The organism is Agarivorans sp. Z349TD_8, from assembly GCF_050870825.2.
GTDB lineage: Bacteria > Pseudomonadota > Gammaproteobacteria > Enterobacterales > Celerinatantimonadaceae > Agarivorans.
The window spans coordinates 1799077-1823213 of the sequence record NZ_CP194037.2 but is presented as its reverse complement, the minus strand read 5'-3'; the positions used below and the strand labels follow the sequence as shown (position 1 = coordinate 1823213).

General features: G+C 42.7%; 18 protein-coding genes. 8 read left to right on the top strand and 10 right to left on the bottom strand.

What is annotated here, in order from left to right; genetic code table 11:
* Positions 1-340 precede the first annotated feature (340 nt).
* The 3 genes from ACRRS1_RS08290 to ACRRS1_RS08280 all read left to right on the top strand — a co-directional run bounded on the left by ACRRS1_RS08290 (position 341) and on the right by ACRRS1_RS08280 (position 2504).
* Entirely contained in the window at positions 341-790 is a 450-nt protein-coding gene (locus ACRRS1_RS08290; protein WP_432453641.1) for a CBS domain-containing protein, read from the top strand.
* Positions 791-1276: 486 nt separating this feature from the next.
* Positions 1277-1894 (top strand): MarC family protein, encoded by a 618-nt coding sequence (locus ACRRS1_RS08285; RefSeq protein ID WP_432453642.1) that lies wholly within the window; start codon positions 1277-1279, stop codon positions 1892-1894.
* A 31-nt stretch (positions 1895-1925) separates the two neighbouring features.
* Entirely contained in the window at positions 1926-2504 is a 579-nt protein-coding gene (locus ACRRS1_RS08280; protein ID WP_432468030.1) for an ACP phosphodiesterase, read from the top strand.
* 168 nt (positions 2505-2672) lie between these two features.
* Here the strand turns inward: ACRRS1_RS08280 and aceA are convergent, their stop codons facing one another.
* From aceA to ACRRS1_RS08255, 5 genes are all read right to left on the bottom strand, one after another.
* The gene (gene aceA / locus ACRRS1_RS08275; RefSeq protein WP_432453644.1) at positions 2673-3983 is read right to left on the bottom strand and encodes an isocitrate lyase; all 1311 of its coding nucleotides are present in this window, start codon (positions 3981-3983) and stop codon (positions 2673-2675) included.
* Positions 3984-4965: 982 nt separating this feature from the next.
* Complete coding sequence (phoU, locus tag ACRRS1_RS08270; RefSeq protein WP_432453645.1) at positions 4966-5670, bottom strand: phosphate signaling complex protein PhoU; 705 nt, start codon at positions 5668-5670, stop codon at positions 4966-4968.
* Positions 5671-5693: 23 nt separating this feature from the next.
* The gene (gene pstB, locus ACRRS1_RS08265) at positions 5694-6512 is read right to left on the bottom strand and encodes a phosphate ABC transporter ATP-binding protein PstB (RefSeq protein WP_432453646.1); all 819 of its coding nucleotides are present in this window, start codon (positions 6510-6512) and stop codon (positions 5694-5696) included.
* Positions 6513-6539: 27 nt separating this feature from the next.
* Complete coding sequence (gene pstA, locus ACRRS1_RS08260; protein WP_432453647.1) at positions 6540-8195, bottom strand: phosphate ABC transporter permease PstA; 1656 nt, start codon at positions 8193-8195, stop codon at positions 6540-6542.
* Positions 8196-8216: 21 nt separating this feature from the next.
* Complete coding sequence (locus ACRRS1_RS08255; protein WP_432468032.1) at positions 8217-10430, bottom strand: ABC transporter permease subunit; 2214 nt, start codon at positions 10428-10430, stop codon at positions 8217-8219.
* Between the two features lie 321 nt (positions 10431-10751).
* On the opposite strand from ACRRS1_RS08255, the gene ACRRS1_RS08250 reads away from it, so the two are divergent.
* Entirely contained in the window at positions 10752-11258 is a 507-nt protein-coding gene (locus ACRRS1_RS08250; RefSeq protein ID WP_432453649.1) for a glycine cleavage system protein R, read from the top strand.
* A 16-nt stretch (positions 11259-11274) separates the two neighbouring features.
* The gene (gene ppk1, locus ACRRS1_RS08245; protein WP_432459102.1) at positions 11275-13371 is read left to right on the top strand and encodes a polyphosphate kinase 1; all 2097 of its coding nucleotides are present in this window, start codon (positions 11275-11277) and stop codon (positions 13369-13371) included.
* A 529-nt stretch (positions 13372-13900) separates the two neighbouring features.
* Here the strand turns inward: ppk1 and ACRRS1_RS08240 are convergent.
* Entirely contained in the window at positions 13901-14824 is a 924-nt protein-coding gene (locus ACRRS1_RS08240) for a hypothetical protein (RefSeq protein ID WP_432468033.1), read from the bottom strand.
* A gap of 309 nt (positions 14825-15133) precedes the next feature.
* On the opposite strand from ACRRS1_RS08240, the gene ACRRS1_RS08235 reads away from it, so the two are divergent.
* A complete protein-coding gene (locus ACRRS1_RS08235; protein ID WP_432468034.1) occupies positions 15134-15622 on the top strand; it encodes a GNAT family N-acetyltransferase in 489 nt (162 codons plus the stop codon).
* 1 nt (position 15623) lies between these two features.
* Here ACRRS1_RS08235 and ACRRS1_RS08230 read toward each other — a convergent pair whose 3' ends face one another.
* The 4 genes from ACRRS1_RS08230 to phoB form a co-directional block, all read right to left on the bottom strand.
* The gene (locus tag ACRRS1_RS08230; RefSeq protein WP_432453653.1) at positions 15624-16499 is read right to left on the bottom strand and encodes a Dyp-type peroxidase; all 876 of its coding nucleotides are present in this window, start codon (positions 16497-16499) and stop codon (positions 15624-15626) included.
* Positions 16500-17878: 1379 nt separating this feature from the next.
* The gene (locus tag ACRRS1_RS08225) at positions 17879-18853 is read right to left on the bottom strand and encodes a PstS family phosphate ABC transporter substrate-binding protein (protein ID WP_432453654.1); all 975 of its coding nucleotides are present in this window, start codon (positions 18851-18853) and stop codon (positions 17879-17881) included.
* Between the two features lie 858 nt (positions 18854-19711).
* Positions 19712-21010, bottom strand: a complete 1299-nt coding sequence (gene phoR, locus ACRRS1_RS08220; RefSeq protein WP_432462934.1) for a phosphate regulon sensor histidine kinase PhoR — start codon at positions 21008-21010, stop codon at positions 19712-19714.
* Between the two features lie 5 nt (positions 21011-21015).
* Complete coding sequence (phoB, locus tag ACRRS1_RS08215; protein ID WP_432459098.1) at positions 21016-21708, bottom strand: phosphate regulon transcriptional regulator PhoB; 693 nt, start codon at positions 21706-21708, stop codon at positions 21016-21018.
* A gap of 318 nt (positions 21709-22026) precedes the next feature.
* Here phoB and ACRRS1_RS08210 point away from each other — a divergent pair, with 318 nt between their 5' ends.
* Both ACRRS1_RS08210 and ACRRS1_RS08205 read left to right on the top strand, forming a co-directional pair.
* On the top strand, positions 22027-22908 hold the full coding sequence (locus ACRRS1_RS08210) for an HAD-IIB family hydrolase (protein WP_432468035.1): 882 nt from the start codon (positions 22027-22029) through the stop codon (positions 22906-22908).
* Between the two features lie 2 nt (positions 22909-22910).
* Entirely contained in the window at positions 22911-24122 is a 1212-nt protein-coding gene (locus ACRRS1_RS08205) for a glycosyl transferase (RefSeq protein WP_432453658.1), read from the top strand.
* Positions 24123-24137 lie beyond the last annotated feature (15 nt).

Here is a 24137-nt window from a genome sequence, read left to right as displayed (position 1 = left end):
GCCCTGTTTCATAGGGAGCAAGTAAACAATACTCAACCAAGCCCTTCGGCTTGCTCACCCCTTCCTACCATCGACCTCACTAAAGCCAATAACAAGCAGCCCCAAAAACCATCACCAAAGCTCGAACCAGCAACAAAGATCAGAAGTAAAACGAAGGGAATGAGCAGTAGATATTCATCAATTTAGCAAGATAATTCACGATATTTTCATCGCTTTTATAAGCAACACCACAAGTCTGTACCGCACCTTGAAAAAGCACAAAATTCGTTGATTTTTATCAACCCAAATTCACCGAGAACCTCTAGATTTAAAGAAGAGATGACAACCAGAGGTGCTCGTTATGATTAAAATTGCAGACATCATGACTACTACGCCACACACTTGCACTGAACAAACTACCTTAGAAGAAGCGATTAGTCTGTGTAAGGAATTCAAAATTCGCCACCTACCCATCCTCGACAAGCAACAGCAACTGGTCGGTTTAGTCAGTGAACGAACCTTACTCGCCGCGCAAGAATCATCATTAACAAAAACCACTCCAGAACAAAGACGTGCCCATGAACAACAAATCATGCTAAAACATATCATGATTACCAAGTTACACACCGTATCCGCCGAAGCGAGTGTTGAGCAAGCCGCTAAACACATTGAACGACATCGTATCGGCTGCCTCCCCGTCGTAGAAGGTAAACGGTTATTAGGCATAATTACTGATACAGATTTTGTTGGTGTAGCCATATCCTTGCTAGAAATGTTAGCGGAACAAGAACCGCAAAACACCGAAGATTAAGTATAATTACTACATAGTTCATTGTATTACTTTGGATTTTCACAAAAATGACTAAAAAAGAATAAAAATTAAGTAAAAAAATTACAATAAAAGTTGTTTTGTGATCTATATCACGGTATTCTTCATCACATAAATCGCGAGGTGCTTCCATCCTTTAGCGTCGTATTCAGTCGTTTCGAATAAGTCGATTTATGGGGCCGCTAATCGCCCCTGCTATTTAGCCTCCAGCAATAGCCCGTATTAGCCATTCCTTATGTTTTTTTCCAGCCTAGTGCTGGATTTTTTTTAGCTCGAGAAAGGCCTAAAGCTCTGTTAATCTGTCTTATTTCACCTTACGATATTTTGGCAACTCTGTAAGAAAGGCTAGCAATTGAGAAACATGAACTGACTTCACCAATCGCCGACCTCTCTCGCCACAAATCAAAAACTTCGGTCGCGAACCACCTTGACCGTAAACGCTATCTTCTTCAGCGATAAGGATTTCAGATGAATGAATTGACCCAACACGCCATTACGGTATTCCTCGGCTTCTTTGCCATTATGAATCCTATTGCAAATACCACAGTATTTATCGGATTAAGCGGTCAGTTAGCTGAAAGACAGCAAAAAGCCATCGCAATTAAAGCATTAATGGTCTCATTTTTTATCATCTTAGCCTTCGCATTATTAGGTAAAACCATTTTCCACATGTTTGGAATTACCCTCCCAGCACTCAGGATTACTGGTGGCATCTTAGTTTTTCTCATCGGCTACAATATGCTCCATGGAGAACATTCCGAAATGCATAAAACCTCAGAGGAAAGCGATACAGATATTGCAATATCGCCTTTAGCAGTACCTATTTTGGCTGGCCCAGGAACAATTGCCACCGCAATGAGTTTTTCAGCTTCAAATGCTTGGCAAGATATTGCGATAACCGTAAGCGCATTTGCTCTATTGTGCTTGATCACCTTCGTGTTCTTCATTTTTGGACAAAAGCTAGAAGCCTTGCTCGGAAAATCAGGGATCAATATTATTACTCGATTAATGGGTCTGATCTTAGCGGTTATTGGTTGCCAAATGCTCATTGAAGGGATCTATGGTGCTATCGGTGCGTATCATTAATGAATAACACCACAGACATCAGTTTCACAAAATGAACTATCTCGCGCATTTCCACATTGCTCAACAAACGAAGAGTTCGATTCCCGGTGCATTTTTAGGTGACTTTGTCAAAGGTAAGGCCTGGAAAAATTATCCACTGTTTGAGCAACAAGGTATTTTACTGCATCGACATATCGACAGCTTCATTGACCAGATGGTGATCAAAACCGGTTTACAGCATTGTTTTCGACCCAAGCTACGCCGCTATGCTGGGATCGCTCTCGACGTATATTTCGACCATTTACTCAGTCAACATTGGCAAGATTTCTCGATACTAAACCGCAGCGATTTTATTCAGCACTGCTATCAGCAACTCGCTAACTTCCCCTTGCCAGCCCAGGCAAAGCTTACCGCACAGCGGATGCAACAATACGATTGGTTACATCAATACCATCATCGGGCCAGCTTGGGCCGAACACTTGAAGCTATTAGCCAACGCCTACGCCGCCCGGCACCACTCGTGCTCATGGCCCATGATTTAGAACAACACGCCACTGATATTGACGCTGTCTGTTTGGATTTATATCGCCAAGTATTAGTTCAAGCTAACCACTATTTACAATCGACATAAATCAAACTCACATATACTCGGCGCCAAATGACTAACGCGAGTTAGTGATACTCAACTTGAACCTCACAGCGCTTCAATCAGAAAAGGCAGCCAAAAGGCTGCCAAATTAACGAACAACGTCAGTTAAACTGATCTTATTCTGTACAAATTTAGTCAATCGTTCGATTACTAACTAAATTGTTCTTCTTCAGTAGATCCTGTTAAAGCAGTCACCGAGGACTTACCGCCTTGAATGACGTTAGTCACTTGGTCAAAATAGCCTGTCCCTACTTCTTGCTGGTGGGCGACAAAGGTATAACCACGATCAGCAGCTTGAAATTCCTTTTCTTGCACCATATTAACGTAGTGTTTCATCCCCTCGCCCTGAGCGTAGTTATGAGCCAAATCGAACATGTTGTACCACATATTATGGATCCCAGCTAAGGTGATAAACTGGTATTTATATCCCATATCACTCAATTCCTGTTGGAATTTAGCGATCGTTTCGTCATCTAGATTTTTACGCCAATTAAACGAAGGCGAACAATTATAAGCAAGCAATTGCTCTGGGTATTTTTCATGAATTGCTTCGGCAAATTTACGTGCTTCTTCTAAACAAGGCGTTGCAGTTTCACACCAAATTAAGTCGGCATATTCTGCATAAGCTAAACCACGACTAATGGCCTGATCGATACCCGCTCTAACCTTGTAAAAACCTTCGCTGGTACGTTCACCCTCCAAAAACTCTGCATCGTAAGGGTCAACATCAGAAGTTAATAGATCGGCTGCATTTGCATCGGTACGAGCAATCACCAGAGTTGGAACATCGGCAACATCGGCCGCAAAACGGGCTGCGATCAACTTTTGTACCGCTTCTTGAGTGGGAACCAGCACCTTCCCTCCCATATGACCACACTTTTTCACCGAAGCGAGTTGGTCTTCAAAGTGCACACCTGCAGCGCCTGCTTTAATCATACTTTTCATCAGTTCAAAAGCATTCAAAACCCCACCAAATCCAGCTTCAGCGTCAGCCACAATGGGTAAAAAGTAATCTAAACCGCCATTTGCGGGAGAAAGTCCACTTGCCCATTGAATTTGGTCAGCTCGCTGGAAAGAATTATTGATCCGCTCTACCACTTTAGGCACCGAATCGACTGGATATAGCGACTGATCAGGATACATACTTGATGCAGAGTTATTATCAGCCGCTACCTGCCAACCCGACAAGTAAATCGCCTCAATCCCTGCTTTAGCTTGCTGTACCGCTTGACCACCCGTGAGAGCCCCCAAGCAATTCACGTAACCTTTTTTAGCTTGGCCATTCACCAAAGACCATAATTTTTCTGCGCCACGACGAGCAATCGTATTCTCAGGGATGACCGAACCTCGCAACTTAACCACTTCTGCAGCGCTATAAGGACGCTTCACCCCTTTCCAACGAGGATTTTCGGCCCAATCTTTTTCTAATGCTTGAATTTGCTGTTCTCTTGTTAATGTCATATTCAATCCCTCTTCGACTTTCATTCCTGAGTACAGCGAACTGTACTGCGTATTCACCTAGTTTGTTTAACACCGCTTATACTTGCGATTAGCCTCTCGGCAATCGGTCAATCGACCCAAATAATGCTGCGTCTTGATTTGTTATCGTTATCACCTAAAACCCTTTATTTGACGACGAGGATGCATTATTAAGTATATTGTTACTATGTTCGCAATCTTTATATACGCATAACCGCATACCAAGTGAACATTCAACTTAATCAGCAATCATCAAGTTAGCCAAACACTTCAGTTAACAATAAAGCAACAAACCTCAAGTTATCGATAGGCTTTAAACCAAAGATAGCAATGTAATTATTACGTATCTGTAATTCAACTTACATCAAAAACCTATCACCGAATAGCCCCTTAAAACTAAAGTATAAAGCCACTGATTAATTAAAACGACCGTTTTAATTAATCCTCAAGATCCTGTTTTTTATATCACCGGATAAATTAAAAGCAAAGCATTATTTAAAGTTATCACTCTATAAAATGAATTTATCAGCGAGATAAAACTTACCACCAAGGTCTAATTATGAAACTTAATTACGTAATTTAATTATTTTTGTTTTTTAAGATACGAGATGAGATTGATTGATTTACGTTTACGTAAAGGTTAACGTTGCAAAAAGGTAAACAATGAAAACAAAATACATAATATAAGGTTTTAAAAAACATAATCTTAGATTGTTTTTTAAACGTTTAGCTTTTGCTGTGCGATTCAAATGTTTAAAACGGAGATTTTTCTATCGGTAGGAATACGTATAATAGCTTGTTATAAAACAAACCTTGCGGTCATAACAGCTCAGACCAGCAAGCTGTGAAAAATGTAATAATTGCTCAAAAATAATCAGCATCAACTGCAGTCGCAGCGTTATTGTTGAGAAATAGCAAATAAAAAAGCTGGCTTATTGCCAGCTTTTTAATAGAAAAACTCAGATTAAAGTAGTTTTTCGACTTCGTCTCCTGCCAAATGGCGAATATCTTTACCTCTCACAAAGTAAATGATGTACTCAGCGATATTTTGGCAACGATCTCCTACCCGTTCGATGGCGCGAGCAGCATTTAATGCATCGAGCACCTGTGGGATCGAGCGAGGATCTTCCATCATGTACGTCATCAATTCGCGGATGAGTCGTTCATATTCTTTATCCACTTTTTTATCTTCTTGATGGACTTGCCAAGCAATATCCACATCCATTCTAGCGAAACCATCTAACACGTCATGCAACATCTTCGCGGTGTGTTGCCCTAGGTGCTCTAAGCTAATCAATGAAGCCTTTAAAGGCTTATCCATATTCCGCTCAACCATACGACCGATGCTCGCCGCAGCATCACCTATTCGTTCTAAATCCGCGATAGTTTTAATAATGGCCATTACGACCCGCAAATCACTCGCGGCTGGTTGACGTTTAGCGATGATACGAGTGCACTCTTCGTCAATAGCAACTTCGTAAGAATTAACCTTACTATCGGTATTGATGACCTTTATCACTAACTCAGCGTTGGGGCGATTTAATAAACTTAAGGCATCTTTAAGCTGCTGCTCAACCAAACCTCCCATCGCCATAATTTGATTACGCACATGATCTAACTCAGCGTTAAACTGGCCAGAGATGTGTTTGTTCATATTCAACTTATCCATAATAATTCCTCAGTCACGGGGACTTAACCGTAACGGCCTGTAATGTAATCTTCGGTTTGTTTTTTCGCTGGCGTGGTAAATAAGGTATTAGTATCCGCATATTCCACCATGTCCCCCATATACATAAAGGCCGTTTGGTCGGAGACTCGGGCCGCCTGCTGCATGTTGTGAGTCACAATAACCACCGTATAACGACTCTTTAAATCATTAATCAATTCTTCAATGGTTAAAGTCGAGATAGGATCCAAGGCCGAAGTTGGTTCATCCAGTAACAACACTTCAGGCTCGATGGCAATCGCTCGCGCAATCACTAAACGTTGCTGCTGACCACCCGATAGACCAAAGGCATTATCGTGCAAACGGTCTTTCACCTCTTCCCAAATTGCCGCGCCACGCAATGAGCGTTCGACCGCTTCATCTAATACTCGACGATCCTTCATCCCTTGTAAACGTAAGCCATAAACGACATTCTCGTAGATAGACTTTGGAAATGGATTGGGGCGTTGAAAAACCATCCCTACATTGCGACGCAGCGCAGCAACATCGACACTCTTATCGTAAATGTTCTGGCCATGCAGCAATATTTCACCACTGATCTTACAAATATCGACTAAATCGTTCATCCGGTTAATACAACGTAATAAGGTTGATTTACCACAACCGGATGGACCAATAAAGGCGGTAACTTGTCCCTTAGGGATCTTCATCGATACATCAAACAAAGCCTGTTTATCCCCATAATAGAGGTCTAAATTTTTAACCTCTAATGCGGTTTGTTCAGCACTTAAGTTAGCCAAATCTAATTTTGTATCTCGACGAAGTTCTGTATTCAAAGAAATCATTTTTTTTCCTACAAATTTGCCGTTAGCTTATTGGTCTAACGTTTTAAACTTTTCACGTAAACGGTTACGGATTTGAATCGCAGCTAAGTTTAAGCCAATGATTACCGTGACCAATAAAAATGCGGTGGCATATACCAAAGGTCGTGCCGCCTCGACATTGGGGCTTTGGAAGCCAACATCATAAATATGGAAACCTAAGTGCATAAATTTACGTTCTAAATGAACAAAGGGGAAATTGCCGTCTACAGGTAAAGTTGGCGCAAGTTTCACCACCCCCACTAACATCAGTGGCGCAACCTCACCCGCAGCACGAGCAACCGCCAAAATCAGACCAGTCATAATTGCCGGGCTTGCCATGGGGATCACAATCCGCCATAAGGTTTCAGCTTTGGTTGCCCCTAAGGCCAGCGACCCTTGGCGTACTGCGCTAGGAATGCGCGATAAACCTTCTTCTGTAGAAACAATCACCACTGGCAAAGTTAAAATAGCTAAAGTTAAAGCTGACCAAATAACGCCCGGCGAACCAAAGGTTGGTGTCGGTAAGGATTCCGTATAAAACAAGGAATCAATACTGCCGCCTAACATATAAACAAAGAAACCTAAGCCAAATACCCCATAAACAATCGAGGGAACTCCCGCCAGGTTAATCACAGCAATCCGGATCAAGCGGGTGAAGCCATTATTTGCGGCATACTCGTGCAGGTAAATAGCCGCAACCACCCCTAACGGCGTCACAATCACTGCCATCAACATCACCATGAATACCGTACCAAAGATAGCCGGGAATACCCCGCCTTCGGTATTCGCTTCACGCGGTTCATCAACCACAAATTTACCAGCCTGATGCAGCCAATGTCCGAGCTTCTGAAAGCCGTTCATTTCATTCGGGAAAAACACATCTAGTACATTGTTCATCGGGATGGTGACCAATTCACCACGCATATCACGAATGATTAATTGGTCTCGTTTAGCCTCATCTCGATAAGCAAATAACTGCTTCTCTAAAACTTGATACTCTTCATGTAGCTGCTTAGTCTGCGCCTCAATATCCGCTAGATGTTCGGCAGTCAATGCATCATCCAATTCATATCGACGCTGTTTCAAACGTAAGCGCTCAAGTTGATAGTTCACCCCACCAATTTTGTGCCGCTGTAAAGCATCAGCTTGTTTAATGATCCCATTTGAGCGATCTAACAACTCGAATAATTGAGTATGTTGATTATCTTTTGCTGCCTCAATATGCACGCCATTTTTAATGATCCCTTCTACATAACCATAAAAGTTACCGTTAGTTCTACGCTCGACGACCGCGATGTTTTTAGGTGTGCGCTTGGACACGATTTCGTTTTCGCTTAACCAACGAAAATCTAAATTCACATATTCACGATTACCCGTTTTGATCAAAAAGCGCTCCACAAATGCACCATCCAAGCCTTCGGTATTCGCACCGGAAGCTTGTAAACGCTCAATTGGAACTAACTCGGTTTCATATAGCTCACCAATGACCGTTTGGTTTTTACCAAACTGGTGAACTTCCATTTCCATTACCGGACTCGGCCAAAAATAAACCAAACCTCGAGCCGCAATCAGTAACAACAAGCCGACAACTGCAACCAAACTAATGCTAACAGCCCCGGCGGTCATCCAAATCCACGGGTTACCTGATTTAAACCACTTATTCATCGGTTATTTCCCACTTCCCTATTACAGCGAGCTATATTTGTCGCGCAGACGTTGGCGCACAAATTCAGCAATGGTGTTAAATGCAAAGGTGAATACAAACAAGACAAAGGCCGCTAAGAACAACACCCGATAGTGTGAACTTCCCACTTCTGACTCAGGCATTTCTACCGCAATATTCGCCGCTAAGGTACGCATCCCCTGGAAAATACTCCAATCCATAACCGGAGTATTACCGGTGGCCATTAAGACAATCATTGTTTCACCCACCGCGCGACCTAGGCCCATCATCACAGCAGAAAAAATCCCCGGACTTGCGGTTAAAATAACCACTTTAACCAAGGTTTGCCAAGGTGTTGCACCGAGCGCTAATGAACCATTACTTAAGTGCTTCGGCACTGAAAAAATGGCGTCTTCGGCAATCGAGAAGATAGTGGGGATGACCGCAAATCCCATGGCAAGGCCCACCACCATAGAGTTACGCTGGTCAAAACTGATCCCCAATTCGTTGGTTAAGAATAAGCGAGCATCACCGTCAAACAACCATAGCTCCAACAACGGACTCACTTCAATGCAACCCCAGCCAATAAATATCACCACCGGGATCAACACCATCACGTCGTAGCCCTCTGGTAGCAGTTGACGCAATTGTTTAGGCATTTTGCTCCAGGCAAAAGCGGTCACCAAAAATCCGATCGGCAGCAATATCATAATGGCAATCACCCCAGGCAAGTTATCCTCGATCAGCGGTGCTAACCAAAGACCGGCTAAAAAGCCTAAAATAACCGTGGGTAAGGCCTCCATAATTTCGACCGTCGGTTTAACCACCTTACGTAACGAAGAAGACATAAAGTAGGCGGTATAAATCGCGCCCGCCAAGGCAATTGGCGTTGCAAATAACATGGCATACAAAGCTGCCTTAATCGTACCAAATGAGATAGGTACCAGACTTAACTTAGGCTCAAAATCATCACTTGCGGAAGTTGACTGCCACACATACTGTGGCTCCGGATAACCTTCGTACCATACTTTATGCCATAGCGCCTGCCAGGTGACTTCAGGGTGTTCATTTTCGACATGATAGAAGGTTAGGCTTTGCTCATTTTCGGTCAGTAAACCACTCGCCCGAGGAGAAAATGCCAAGTTCAAGCTGGTGCCAAGTTTAGTATCCTCTCGAACCAAACGACCACCACCAGTGGTATGAAACAAAGAAATGGAGCCATCATCTGCGCCAACTGCAAAGCCTTTACGGAAATACTCAACCCCAATGTCATTAATGTTTGCGCCAGCATCAAACTCTCGGATCTGCGTGAGTTTACGCACACCATCTTTAGCAACATCAAACCACTGCGTAACAATTCCGTTATCATTGGCAACAATCAACGAGCTGGCCCCCGAAAGCAAGGCTAAGCGAGTTACATTCGCGCCTTTACTATTGATGAAATCCACTGAATTCAGACGGATATCATCGATATCGGAGATATTATAATTAGCTAGTTGATTGCCACTACGAATATACAAGCGGCGTAAATCAGGTGTTACCAACATTTGGTCAATATTTTGAGGCAAACTAGGAATATCGGCTCGAGAAGCGGTCCACTCCAAGGAATCACTGAACATGTTTTCCTCTGCGTCCAAAGCCACTAACAAACCTCGACCATCTTCGGTAATCGCAGCCACCATCGCCGACTCTTCTTGTCGCTCGAAAGCCAATTTAACGATAGCCTTACCCTGTTCATCAATTGACAAGGCCTGCTCACCCATGGGATAGCTTAGACTTGGCGTAATTAAACGCTTATCGTTAGGGTAGCTAACACTAAACTTAGGCGTCACGACCAATACTTCACCTTGAGCAGTACCGTAAGCGACTAAACCTTGATTCGGCACGGTACGGTCAGCTGAAGTAATATCAGCGTCAAGCTGATAACTAGGGTATTCGGTATTATTTTTAGTAAGATCAAAAAATTGCAAACTACCGTCCATATTAAAACGATAAGCAATTTCATTTTGTTCTTCGACACCAATGGCGACCGTAGCACTGCTATCATGCAATGGAATGGTCTTCAGTTTATCGAGACTGGCCCCATAAAAAATCGGTGCAACCACATACAATAAATAAAAGAAGATTAAAATTAATGCTAACAACACCACTATCCCGCCAGCACTTACACCGTAGCGGGTTAATCGGTCCTTAATCAGCCGTTGAGCACTGCTATTAAATGACACTGACTGCGTCATGTTTCCCTCACAATCTAATAGGTCTGGCGAAAGTATATGGCAGTTTTATGACAGTATTGTTACAGGATGCAAGAGTTAAAAAAAATATCAAATCAATGGGCGAATAGTGACCGCTCAGCTATCTTTAGCAAGAGATTATGACAATAATACGTGTTTATTGTTACCGAAAAATTATATTGTAGGTTTGGCTAATTTGTTCTCTATTTCAAGAGGATAAGACCTTCCCTAATCCATAAAAGCTATGCATACTTTAGGGCAATGCTTAGCATCTTAAACAAGGGAACCTATTTTCCCAGCGAAGCACTTTGTAGGAGTCAATTCATGAAACAACTGGTTGTCAGCGTCATTGGAAAAGACCGACCGGGTATTGTCGATCAATTATCAACGCTAGTGGTCAAACACCATGGCAATTGGCTAGCCAGTCGTCTTACCGAACTGGCGGGGCAATTTACAGGAATTTTACATATTGAAGTCGATGATGCACATTTGTCCGCACTGTGTGATGACCTAAATAATCAGCATGGATTATTGGTCAATATCGCTGAAGGCGACCATAACGACCATGCCGAACAGACACAAATTAGCATCAATGTGACAGCCAATGATCGTGTTGGCATTGTTCAAGAAGTTACTCAAGCGCTAAACCAACTCGGCGTGAGTTTAAGTAAAATCACCACCAGTGTTAGCAGTGCGCCGAATTGGGGCGGATTGATTTTTACCGCGCAGTTACAAGTCCCCTGCGCAGATGAACAGCAACGTATCGCTATCCAACAATCTTTAGAATCGTTAGCTGATGATTTAATGGTTGATTTCTCCGACGAGCAATAAGTAACAAAGGTATAAAATGAGCGACAGTCTATATATAGAGAAAGAGTTAAGCTGGCTTTCGTTTAACCAACGAGTATTGCAAGAAGCACAAGATAATTCCGTTCCAATCATTGAACGAGTGCGATTTTTAGGGATTTTTTCAAACAATCAGGATGAATTTTTCAAGGTGCGGGTGGCCGCGCTAAAACGCCGTATTATCTTAAATGAACTAAAGCAAAAAGATGACGGTTCAATCCAGCTTCTTAACGACGTTCAAACTAAGTTGGCAGAACTTCAACAAGATTTTGATGATACTTACCGAGAAATCATTCTTACCTTAGCGCGACGAAATATTTTCTTGATCAACGAAGACCAACTCAGTGAAAACCATCAAAATTGGGTCAGAAAATACTTTAAAGATAAGGTGTTACGCCACATTACGCCAATCGTATTGACCAAAAGGACCGATTTGGTTCGCTTCCTGAAAGATGAATATACCTATTTAGCCGTCGAAGTGAAAAATGCTAAGCAGGAAAACCATTTACTTATTGAAATTCCTACAGATAATTTACCACGCTTTGTGGTACTTCCTCCCGATGGAGGAAGAACCCGTAAAACAATGATTATTTTGGATAATATTATTCGTTTTTGTCTCGACGATTTATTACGTGGGTTTTACGAATACGATAGTGCCGCCGCCTACTCGATTAAGATGACCCGTGATGCCGAGTATGACTTAAATGATGAAGTGGACCAGAGTCTACTCGAAAAAATGTCGGAAGGGATCAAACAGCGCCTAACCGCAGAGCCGGTGCGCTTTGTCTATGATCGGGATATGCCGAGCAGCATGATTAAACGCTTAAGTAATATGCTACATATTTCTAAGCTAGACCACAGTGTCGGCGGCGGTCGTTACCACAATTTTAAAGACTTCATCGGCTTTCCTAACGTGGGGCGTAAGTACCTAGAAAACAAAAAGATGTCCGCGTTAAATTGTCGCGATTTCGACCAATTTGATACGGTATTCGACGCAATTACAGCGCGTGATATTTTACTCTATTACCCCTACCACAAGTTTCGTTACATTTCAGAATTTGTCCGCCAGGCATCTTTTGATCCTAAAGTGAGTAGTATCAAGATTAATATTTATCGAGTCGCCAAAAAGTCGCACTTGATGAACTCAATCATTGACGCAGCCAACAATGGTAAACGCGTCACCGTTGTCATTGAGCTACGGGCTCGTTTCGATGAGGGAGCAAACATTGAATGGGCTCAGCTACTGACCGATGCCGGGGTTAAGGTGGTTTTCGGAGTTCCTTCTCTGAAAGTACATTCCAAACTGTTGCTCATTACACGCAAAGAAGGCGACCAACGAGTCTATTATAGCCATATTGGTACCGGTAATTTTCATGAAAAAACTGCCAAAATATATACCGATTTCGCTCTTTTCACCAAAAACCAAGAGATTGGCCAAGAAATCGATAATGTTTTTCGGTTTATTCAACAGCCTTATCGACGTTTTAAGTTTCAGCATTTAATCGTATCGCCCAACGATACTCGGCGTCGGCTATTTAGCCTTATTGACTATGAGATCAACCAAGCCAATGCAGGAAACCCCGCCGCAATTACGATTAAGGTGAACAACCTCGTGGACAAAGGAATCATTACCCGGCTCTATGCGGCAAGTAAGGCTGGGGTTAAAATAAAGATGATTATTCGGGGCATGTGCTCTCTGGTTCCGGGATTAGAAGGCGTGAGTGAAAACATTCACATCATTAGTATCGTCGATCGTTTCCTAGAACATCCTCGGGTATTTAATTTCTACCATGGCGGGGAAAATCAAGTCTTCATTGCCTCCTTCGACTGGATGACTCGCAACATCGAAGAACGAGTCGAGGTCGGCGTCCCTATTTATGATGAAACACTCAAACAACGAGTCATCGACTTATTAGAACTACAATTTGCTGACACCACCAAAGCGCGCATCATCGACGCTCAACAGCTCAATAGTTATGTTCCCAGAGGAAATCGTCGTAAAATTCGTTCTCAATTATGGACTCTCGATTACTTCAAAGCGATTGAATCGAGGCCGCTTCGTCGGATAATTGATGAGGATAATGAGACCATCACTTAACTGGTTCAAAACCAACTTGCCTGCCTGAGTTATCGGCGGGCAAGTCATCACCAGCCTCTGTTCACCAACAACTGCCTCAATACCTGACAAAATGAACCAACACATGATGGCATGCCATACAAAAAACCTCATCAACTGCAGCGTTACCGCCTCGTCGCACCGCTGAATCAAACCGAGCAGAACCAATCAGTCCACATCGATAAGTAGTTCGGGGCAGCTAACAAACGCACCAAGCATTCAATTTGATGAATAAACGCTCGCTTTATCGCTCAAGCATGACCACTTGAATAAAGGCAACCACGGTAATCATTAATATCGATAAAACGGCTACCTCACTACAATCAATCAGCCACACCAGCAGACCCATCTGAAGCTTGAACATACATTTATCAGGCTTGTTTAACCGCGCAGAAGCTGAACCAGCACTACACGCCAAGTATGCACGGCTTGATAAGATTTTAAATCTCGCTCAACTAAAATTTCATAAGATCAAGCTGCATCAAGCAAAGCGTTTATCATTAGCTTTCATTTACCAACGAACCAACATTGATTTACGAGATATTCGCGCAATCATCAATCCCAGTAGAGCAATAACCAAAATACCAAATGAACTAGGCTCCATCACTTGTGTTGGATCTGCGGGGTCACGAGCCCATACATTCAGATGCGAAATAGCTTGTGTACTGTTACCTTGAGGATTCTCAAAATCATCGGTATCTAAAGACCCTGACAATTTGTAAGGCGTCTGGAAATTCAAACTTGAAGCCGGGTCATTAGCTAATTCTTGTTTAAAAATATCAATAAAATCGAAATCATAAATAATAAAGCCTTTTGCTACTTTGATCGAAAAAGCCAAGTGATCAAAGCTTGCCGCACCTAACAACTGGCTAACATCACCAATAATGCCAGGGTCGGTTTCGATAACCCAATTTACCGAGGTACACTCTCCACGACGACCAGCCACGCAGTTAAAAGTCATATTCAATAAGTCATCGATCGATAAAGACAAGCCTCCAGGGACGATGGGACCCGCTTGATCATAATTAACTTGCATATCAGCATTTACGCTCGCTAAGTGGATCCAACCTGGGTCATCGGCAACACCTAAAGGCTGATTATCTAGATTTTGTAAATCCTCAGGCTCAATAAAGAACAAGTCGTTAGAAGCACCATAGCGAGTATTCAACAATCCATCATTTTTTTGACCAATATTTACTATAGGATCATTGGCATGACCATCATCATTACCAGCAAACACTAAGCATGAACTCGCCGAATGAGCACTTGAAAGCAGTTCTTCGCTTCCCCCTGATAACATCATGGAGCGAAGCACCACGTTATTGGTATTGCATGTTCCGGAAGGAACGTAGCTGGTCACCGGCGCAGCCGAACCCCAACTGGAATAACCAACAATAAGTATGACAAAAGCTAATTTTATTAATTTGATCAACATAATGCCCTCTATAATGAAATCAGTTACTCACTTATATAGTGCACCGCTAAATCAGTGAACAACATGATGCTTGCTTAGGGTTGTAAATGCATAAACCAAGCCAGTAACAATCAACCCGAAAAATCAACAGCTTGATAACACAAAGCGAAATGCAATAGCTTCGTCTGTAAAAATACCTGACACCATGTATCGCATTCATTACACTGATAAATCAACCTATAAATTAATCACTTATTAAATATGGTGTGATTACGGATAGTGAAAACATCATGTTAGACTGGATTCATCATTCCTTCATTTTTTATGACAATGAGCAGTAAAGTATACTATTTACAACAACTCAGCCTCAGCCAATTATCAGCTAAGCCGATGAACGAACATTTATCGGTACAAGAAATCATCGAACAACAGGCACAAAAAAGCCGAGAATTTTATATTGCCGTGGGTAAAAACTGGCAATGGAACGACAAATTAGCTTGGTCTGAACAACAATGGCTTGATTACATCGAAAGTAATCAGCTACGCACCTTTGGGGCTTATATTAAGGGACTGTTAGCAGGTTATTTTGAACTACATAAACACTCAGACAACAGTGTTGAAATCGCATATTTTGGCTTAACTGCAGATTATTTAGGACAGGGGCTAGGCGGGGATTTACTCACCCGCTGTCTGCAAACTGCCTGGCAATGGCAGGCAAATAAAGTCTGGGTGCATACTTGTGATTTAGACCACCCCAGCGCTCTCGCAAATTATCAAGCGCGTGGGATGAGCCTATACCAGACGATACTAGAGCACTAAGTTAGAGCTTTAAGATCCTTAAGTCGAGAACTTGTTCATCAACCGGTGGGCACCAATAATAGCTGGTAGTGAGTGGGCGACTAAACTGAAATAAGCCATCCTCGATACCGTCTTCGCAGCCCAACATCCGTTTAAGTTGTGCTTCAAAAGGATAAAAGCTATTGGCAAAGCAAATAAAATTAAGCCCACACTGCTGACCCTGTATCCAAGGGAGACTGCGGCGTAACATAAATGCTTCTGGAGTAAAGCTTTCTTGGGCTGTACGCCGAACATGAGCATAGCTTGGTGACTCAGGAAACTCGACATTATCATGCTTACGCCGGCCAATAATGTTGTCCTGATGCTCACTCGGTAGATGATGAAAGTGTTGTAGTTGATGTTGCCATTTTTGTACTGCAAGCATCGAGGAGCCTGCGATCCCCTTCTCTCCTGCTAAGGCAACAACATTCGGTGCCTGCTCTTGATCAGGGTTTTCGGTACCGTCTTCGTAACCGCTTAAGTCTCTTCCTCCATCATGGCGAAAGCCCTCCAACTGCTCATTAACCGCAAAAGTTGGTGTTAACACTGCCAGCCACTGGTTTACTCGTAACATCACTTGGCCTGGATCTTTGCCACTCACTCGCAGCCACAAATCATCTTGATTCGCAGGACTACTACGCCGTATTCCCTGAATACTAGCAACTGACTTCAAACCGGGAACATCTATATTTAGCAGTGCTAACAAAGGAGCACCTAGACCAACAAGGCTATCTTCCTTCGAATATACCTTGGCAATATTGCCCAGACAGGCTTTCAGCGACTGAGAGTCGACCAGGCTCAATCGCAAACAACTCGCATAACTAGGAATTGCTTCGAGAATTTGTGGTTGAATAGACAAAATGAATACTCTCATTAATAAAAAATTAGTGCATAGTATAAATAATTTATCAATGACGTTGTTTGATTCGGCTTAAAAATATGCGGTCTAGGAAGATAAAACAGAGGGAATATAAGCAGGTTAGGAGTAAAAATGGAAAATGCCCGATGCGTTTAAGCTATCAGGCATTTTAAAACATTTGACCCATGATTCAGTCTCGCTCAGTTGACTATCACTTCATCGCCTCAGGCGACAAGTTAAGTGCTAAGCCCACATGTTCAAATGTGAGGATTAACGGTGAATATTTTTTTCTTCCGTTGAGCTAAAACCATGGACTTTAGTGAAGTAGTAATTTGCGTATAAAGAACCAAAATAATCAAACATAATCTTTCTCCTAAATATTAATAAAGTGTGACCCAAGTCACAGTTAAAATATAATGTGATACAGATCACATTGCAAGAAGTATTTTGAATTTTTGGAAATAAAAATGTTGGGGGAGAAGCATCAGCGATTATTTTGGATTACGCATAAAAAATGCCTAAAAAACCAAAGTGATTTAGGCATTCGGGCTAGCTTGACTCATTCCATTTATCTCTGCTGTTGTTTAAATTGTCCAAGGTATCCGAAACAAACAATAGTTAACAATGCTGAACCAATAATCGGACGATAGTACATAGCGTTACCTACAAAATTGCTTAACGGTGAATGTCCTTGCGAGTTTCGCAATAGTAGTTAAAGTCATCAGCTTTCGTAAAGTAATACGATGAATAAAGTACACCAAAATAATCAAACATGGTCTTTCTCCTCAGGATTTAAAATACCTAGTGATTTAAGCGTATTTGTGACTCAAGTCACAATAACAATCTATAGTGATCTGGGTCACACATCAAGTGACAATTTAGTTAATCTGTATATTCGCCAAGATCCTCGGCTGAGAAGGATTTCAAGCTTAGCCATTCAGTATTTTAAACGCTTTGGAGCCAGTTCATCGCCGATCCAACTATCACTCATAGTCAAGCATCATGAGGAATAGCGACCATCTGAACTCAAGATACAGCTTGCGCCTTATGTTTCTTTCGAAGCTTAGGTTTTCTTGCTAACAAATGCTGTTATTTGCTCCTGACTTTGCTAGGAGTCTCAAATATGATGCGGCGGAGCTAAATACAAAGTTTGATGCTTACCCTGCAGCTAACGCTGATGGCTCCTCATGCAAGTTGATTGGTGCGGTGGTAAACCAAAGAGCAAGCGCTTAACAGAGCTATTGAACTGAGGGCTATCTGTCCTTGCCAAAATACATGAACGAGAGTCAGTTGCCCCGCTCAACTTAGTCATCAAAATGTCTCAAGGCCCTAAACGTAAAAACCCCCGCCGAAGCGAGGGTCGCTTTAAGCTTTAATTATTAAAGCTTAATACCAACTTTTTCTAAATCAGATAACACAACTTTAGAAGGTAGTGGTACATAACCGTCTTTAGCTACAATCTGCTGTCCAGTTTTAGACAGAATCATTTTAAGGAACTCGCGCTCCATTGGGGCTAAAGGCTTGTTAGGGTGCTTGTTCACGTAAACGTATAAGAAACGAGACAATGGGTATTTACCAGTAGCTGCGTTGTCTAAGCTAGCGGCTATGTAATCAGTGCCTTTCTTAGCAAGTGCGACCGCTTTAACACCTGAAGTCTTGTAACCGATACCTGAATAACCAATGGCATTCAAAGATGAAGATACCGATTGAACCACAGAAGCAGAACCAGGTTGCTCGTTCACCGAGTTTTTGAAGTCACCTTTACATAAGGCTTTCTTCTTAAAGTAACCATAGGTACCCGACACTGAGTTACGACCAAATAATTGAATGTCTTTATCAGCCCACGAGCCATCTAGACCAACTTCGCCCCAGCGCTCAGCAGCACCATTTTCACCACATTTTAGGGTTGAAGAAAAAATAGCATCAACCTGCGCCAAACTTAAACCTTTAATCGGGTTATCTTTATGTACAAATACGGCGAGAGCATCGATTGCAACACGTACTTTAGTTGGCTTATAACCGTATTTCTTCTCAAACGCTTCAACTTCTTTGCTCTTCATTTGGCGACTCATCGGGCCAAACTGTGATGTACCTTCAGTCAGCGCAGGAGGAGCAGTAGAAGAACCCGCCGCTTGAATTTGTACATTTACATTTGGGTATTCACGCTTAAATTCTTCCGCCCATAGCGTCATCATGTTTGCTAAAGTATCAGAACCTACAGATGAAAGGTTACCAGAAATACCTGTCGTTTTATGGTATTCCGGAAGCGTGGCGTCCAGGCCAGCTGCAAGTACGCTAGTGGTTAACAACGAAGCAGAAATAGCTACTGCACTTACAAGTTTTTTCAATGTCATCTTTATCTCCATAAATGACGCGTTAAGTTATTTTCGTCATGTAGTATTGGTGAATTCGATGACGATTATATTTCGACTATGTGACATTTATATGTCAAAACAATTTTTTTATAAAATCCCCTGTTTAGCTATATTTAACGGGGTCTTAATCGTCATTCCGGCGGACTGAAATCGGCAAATATTCATCAATAATGGAGATCGATTAGGCAATTTAAACACTAACCAACGGTCGGCCTTGCCCACAATCAAATCAGCATTCGCTAAACTAAAGAGGGAGCTCACCACACACACAGACGCTGTTATTATCGCTAATGAACAACAACACGCTACAATATTTTGGTCACCAAATAGCAGGAATGAGTTTTCCGTTTTTGATACCACGTTCATCAACTGCAGCGCTGCCTCTAAAATTGAACTTTTGATGAAGCATCAGAAAACCTTGTTCGCTAAACCATTACTCGCGAAAGAACCATAGGCGGCCGAGATTCAAATACCGGATGCTTGCGTAACGACCGCGCCCGTCTCGCTTTTCTTTTACTTTGTTCTACCAACTTCAACTCAAAATGGCGCCGTTCAAGTACATTAATAGCGTCATTTAATCTTTCACAGCTCTCACTGAAATGGTGTTTGAACAATTTTGGCTCCCAAGATTTAAACAGACCATCTATCTAAGGATAAGTTGACGATACGAATGACTTCGAATTTGGCTTAAGCAAGTCGCCAAACACAAGCCTGAGATGAAAAGAATAATGGGGAAATTACAAATATCTTAGCCCTCGTTATCGATGCAAGCTGCGACAGCATCAGTCGCTTTTGGGGCTTACTAAGGCCAAACATACCGCTCGGCCGAATCAATAACTAAGACTTTATAAAGAGTTTTCGCGGAATAATGAAACTAAAAGAGCTCCCCTGATTTAATCGGCTCTTGATGTTAAGTTCGCTATCATGATGTTGCAATGCATGCTTTACGATAGATAAACCAAGGCCTGCTCCGCCGGTATCTCTGGAGCGAGCTTTATCTACCCGATAAAATCGTTCGGTAAGACGCTGCAGGTGTTTTGGTGCAATACCTGGCCCTGAATCCTTCACTAAAAACAAAGCCCCCTGAGGCACCAAAGACAAGCTTACCTCTACCCGTCCCGGTTCAGTACAGTACTTAATGGCATTACCAAGTAAATTACCACAGGCGCTACGTAACTGTTCGCGTTCTCCTTTAATCTTAATATTAGCTTCAATATTAAAATCAAAATCCAGCTGTTTATCCTTAGCGAGACCACTGGCATCCATTTCTAAATTACGGACCATTTCGGAAAAGTTAATCGGTTCAAGACTATCCTCAACCGAGGCCGATTCGATTTTAGCTAAAGTCAGCAATTGATTGACCAGATTTTCCATCCGAGCGCTTTGGTCCAGCATCGTATTACGAGCTTTCCCCCATATCATGGGATCAACCTGCTCTTGATCGAGCATTTCCAAGTAACCCCGTAACACGGTGAGCGGAGTACGCAACTCATGGCTCACGTTAGAAACAAAACGCTTACGCATTTTTTCTAATTGACGCAGTTGACTAACATCCCGAACCACCAGCAATAACTGCTGCTGACTATAGGGCATCGCCCGAAACTCTAACCATACACCAGCCTGCACTGGGCTCACGATTTCTAAGGGTTGCTTAAAGCGACCTTTACGCAAGTAATTCACGAAACTCGGTGTTCTCACCAAATTCGTTAAATGCTGGCCTGCATCGGCAGGCCACTTTAGACCTAACATTCCTTGCGCTAATTGATTACACCACAAGATGGCGCCATCTTGATTGATCACGACAATCGCATCCGGCAAAGCTTCGGCACCGAGACGAAAATACTTCATCAACTGAGCAAGTTCCCGCTCGCGGCCTAAACGTCGCTTCAGCATATTATAAATGCCGTGAAAAACAGGCTCCCAGCTCCCAGAGCCATGAGGCGGGGACAGCTTGCGCTGATTGTACAACCAATCAAGCAACTTATGCTGCTGACTATACATCCATATAATATGGATCACCGCCGATAACAAACACAGCTCTAGAATATACCCGGTGAGTATCCCCAAAACGAATAAAGGCGAGTACACCAACGCGACCCGCCACACTACTCGTTGCCAAGAAAAAGGCACAAACATTCGTATTATTTCACTCTAGTTGAAAAACGATACCCAGAACCTCGAACGGTTTGAATCAAACGATCATAGCCTTGTAGGCCTATAGCCTTACGTAAGCGACGAATATGCACATCAACCGTCCGATCTTCTACGTACACGTTAGTTCCCCACACATTATTTAGCAGTTGTTCTCTGCTATAAACACGCTCGGGGTGAGTCATAAAGAAGTGCAATAGCTTAAACTCTGTAGGCCCCATATCCAAGGGTTCATTTTCGACACTCACTCGATGTGAAACTGGATCTAAACGTAAACCTTGAACTTCAATGGTTTCTTCTAAAGATGTCGGTGAAATACGACGGATCACTGCCTTCACTCTCGCCATCAATTCTTTGGGAGAAAAAGGCTTGGTAAGATAGTCATCAGCGCCTGCTTCTAAACCTTGAACCTTATCTTCTTCTTCACCTTTCGCGGTTAACATAATCACTGGGATCTGACGCGTTAAGTCATGGCGACGCATATGTTTAATAATAGAAATCCCACTACCACCGGGTAACATCCAGTCCAGTAATACCAGCTCTGGATAAGGTTCAGTTAACTTTGCTATCGCTTGCTCATAGTCCGCAGCTTCAATAGGCTCATAACCGTGTTGCTCTAATACAAAACACAGCATTTCACGAATTGGAGCTTCATCTTCTACAACAAGTATCTTCCTTGGCATTACTTTTATCTCGATCTAAGAAACTGTGGCAATTATGCGACGTATTAATGACAGATTTATGACAGCAGTCAGTGTAAGTCAAACCACCCAACAAATATATATTCGCACCAATAAAGGGCTTCACCTAAATATTAGCAAAGCTTTGCACCAAAATAATGCAAAACAAATCTCAAGCTTCAGTGACTAAAGGGCATAATAAATCATGGTAAATTTATGATAATTAGAGGTTTTATCTATTGACTAAGGTAGCACTTAGCGACTGTGGCATTGCTCCTGCTTCTAATAAATAAATGTATCATTCATCGATATTGAGGCCATATGCCGTATTTAGCCAAACAACTATCTCCAGCAGAGTTGCAAATCAATGCAAGCAACCTGCTCGTGTTTACCGATTTAGATGGCACCTTACTCGACCACGATTCTTATAGCTTCGAACCCGCGCAGCCCAGCTTGAAACAACTAAAGCTACTGAACATTCCAGTGATTTTTAATACCAGTAAAACCTTAATGGAAGCCTTAGAACTTCAAAAGAAACTGGGAATTGAACAGCCCTTCGTGGTCGAAAATGGCTCTGCCATTTGTATCCCTTCGCACAGCCCTTTACAAATTGATGACTTAAGTCCCCTCAATGTAGGCAAGCAACAATGGAATATTAAAATATTTGGCCCTAGCTACCCCGACATTTGCCAATACTTAAGCGTACTTCGCCAACGTTGCCAATTTCGCTTTCAGGGCTTTAATGATATGAATGCAGAAGAGGTACAACTACACACTGGTCTCAATAAATACGAGGCGCAACTGGCCAAGCAACGCATGGCCTCTGAACCGGTATTATGGAATGACAGCCCAGAGCAACTTGAATTATTTATAAAAAAATTGGAAGCACACAATTTAGCGGTGATCAAAGGAGGACGCTTTTTACATATCAAGGCTCGCCTAGACAAAGCCGACGCGATGCGCTGGTTAAATCAACATTACCAACAGTACTACCAACATCGTTTCTTTAATCTCGCGCTCGGTGACAGCGAAAACGATCGCAGTATGTTAGAACAAGCCGACTTGGCTGTGATAATTCCACGCAAACACGCCCCCGCCCTTTATATAGAGCATCCTAACTGCAGTTTAGCCCCACACCCAGGGCCCTATGGTTGGCACAAAATGATACAACAAGTTTTACATTCTTTTTTAACTGGAGCATAACCATGGCTGATTTTTATCAAAACGGTATTGTAACGACCTTACACAACTTAACTGACCGCCCACTAGAAGAGCTAGAACAAGAGTTGATGGCTTTTTCCAAGGTTCGGCCAATGAGTCTGGTACTCCCCTCTTTGTTTTCTGAATTAGAGCGACCAGCCCTCGCCACGATTGTGGCAGAGCTAGCGAAAGTACCCTACCTCAGCGAGATAATCATTGGCTTAGACTGCGCCACCGAAGAGCAATTTGCCTTTGCCAAGAACTACTTTGCTGAGCTGCCGCAACATGTACGTATCCTTTGGAACGACGGCCCGCGCCTGCGAGCCCTCGACTCGCAACTAGCCGAACTCAACTTAGCTCCAAAAGAGGCCGGAAAGGGACGGAATGTATGGTATTGCTTTGGCTACGCCCTAGCGTCGGGTAAGAGTAAAGCGATTGGTTTGCACGACTGTGACATTATTACCTACGATCGAAGCATGCTCGCACGACTCATGTATCCGGTTGCCAACCCGCTATTTAACTACGAATTCTGTAAAGGTTTTTATGCGCGTCATGCCGATGGAAAATTAAATGGTCGCGTTGCGCGTTTATTGGTCACGCCTTTATTGAAAGCGCTCAAAAAAATAGAAGGTTATGATGACTACTTAGAATATCTTGATAGCTTCCGTTACTCTCTGGCTGGAGAGTTCTCCATGCAATCAGATGTAATTAATGACATTCGCATTCCCTCCGACTGGGGTTTAGAAATTGGCGTATTATCGGAAGTCTTCCGTAATCATTCAACCAATCGCATTTGTCAGGTGGATATTGCCGATGTTTATGACCATAAGCACCAAGAACTCAGCATCGACAACCTAGATACGGGTCTTGCTAAGATGGCCACCGATATCAGTAAAGCGGTGATTAGAAAGCTCGCCACCCAAGGGCACACTTTTAGTCCTGGTAAGCTACGCACTTTAAAAGCGACTTATTATCGAATGGCCTTAGACTTTATCGAAAATTACCACAGCGATGCACTGATTAACGGTTTAACCCTTGACCGCCATGCTGAAGAAGACGCTGTAGAACTGTTTGCCAAGGCAATTATGGCAGCAGGAGAAACCTTCCTCGATAATCCCTCTGCGACACCATTCATCCCAAGTTGGAACCGTGTACAAAGCGCAGCGCCTGACTTTTTAGAACGCCTCTATGAAGCGGTTGAAGCAGACAACTGCTAAGCCGAATATCCAATT

Coding starts and splice junctions, on each gene's coding strand:
- ACRRS1_RS08290 (WP_432453641.1), top strand. CDS start 341: ATGATTAAAATTGCAGACATCATGACTACTACGCCACACACTTGCACT.
- ACRRS1_RS08285 (WP_432453642.1), top strand. CDS start 1,277: ATGAATGAATTGACCCAACACGCCATTACGGTATTCCTCGGCTTCTTT.
- ACRRS1_RS08280 (WP_432468030.1), top strand. CDS start 1,926: ATGAACTATCTCGCGCATTTCCACATTGCTCAACAAACGAAGAGTTCG.
- aceA (WP_432453644.1), bottom strand. CDS start 3,983: ATGACATTAACAAGAGAACAGCAAATTCAAGCATTAGAAAAAGATTGG.
- phoU (WP_432453645.1), bottom strand. CDS start 5,670: ATGGATAAGTTGAATATGAACAAACACATCTCTGGCCAGTTTAACGCT.
- pstB (WP_432453646.1), bottom strand. CDS start 6,512: ATGATTTCTTTGAATACAGAACTTCGTCGAGATACAAAATTAGATTTG.
- pstA (WP_432453647.1), bottom strand. CDS start 8,195: ATGAATAAGTGGTTTAAATCAGGTAACCCGTGGATTTGGATGACCGCC.
- ACRRS1_RS08255 (WP_432468032.1), bottom strand. CDS start 10,430: ATGACGCAGTCAGTGTCATTTAATAGCAGTGCTCAACGGCTGATTAAG.
- ACRRS1_RS08250 (WP_432453649.1), top strand. CDS start 10,752: ATGAAACAACTGGTTGTCAGCGTCATTGGAAAAGACCGACCGGGTATT.
- ppk1 (WP_432459102.1), top strand. CDS start 11,275: ATGAGCGACAGTCTATATATAGAGAAAGAGTTAAGCTGGCTTTCGTTT.
- ACRRS1_RS08240 (WP_432468033.1), bottom strand. CDS start 14,824: ATGTTGATCAAATTAATAAAATTAGCTTTTGTCATACTTATTGTTGGT.
- ACRRS1_RS08235 (WP_432468034.1), top strand. CDS start 15,134: ATGAGCAGTAAAGTATACTATTTACAACAACTCAGCCTCAGCCAATTA.
- ACRRS1_RS08225 (WP_432453654.1), bottom strand. CDS start 18,853: ATGACATTGAAAAAACTTGTAAGTGCAGTAGCTATTTCTGCTTCGTTG.
- phoR (WP_432462934.1), bottom strand. CDS start 21,010: ATGTTTGTGCCTTTTTCTTGGCAACGAGTAGTGTGGCGGGTCGCGTTG.
- phoB (WP_432459098.1), bottom strand. CDS start 21,708: ATGCCAAGGAAGATACTTGTTGTAGAAGATGAAGCTCCAATTCGTGAA.
- ACRRS1_RS08210 (WP_432468035.1), top strand. CDS start 22,027: ATGCCGTATTTAGCCAAACAACTATCTCCAGCAGAGTTGCAAATCAAT.
- ACRRS1_RS08205 (WP_432453658.1), top strand. CDS start 22,911: ATGGCTGATTTTTATCAAAACGGTATTGTAACGACCTTACACAACTTA.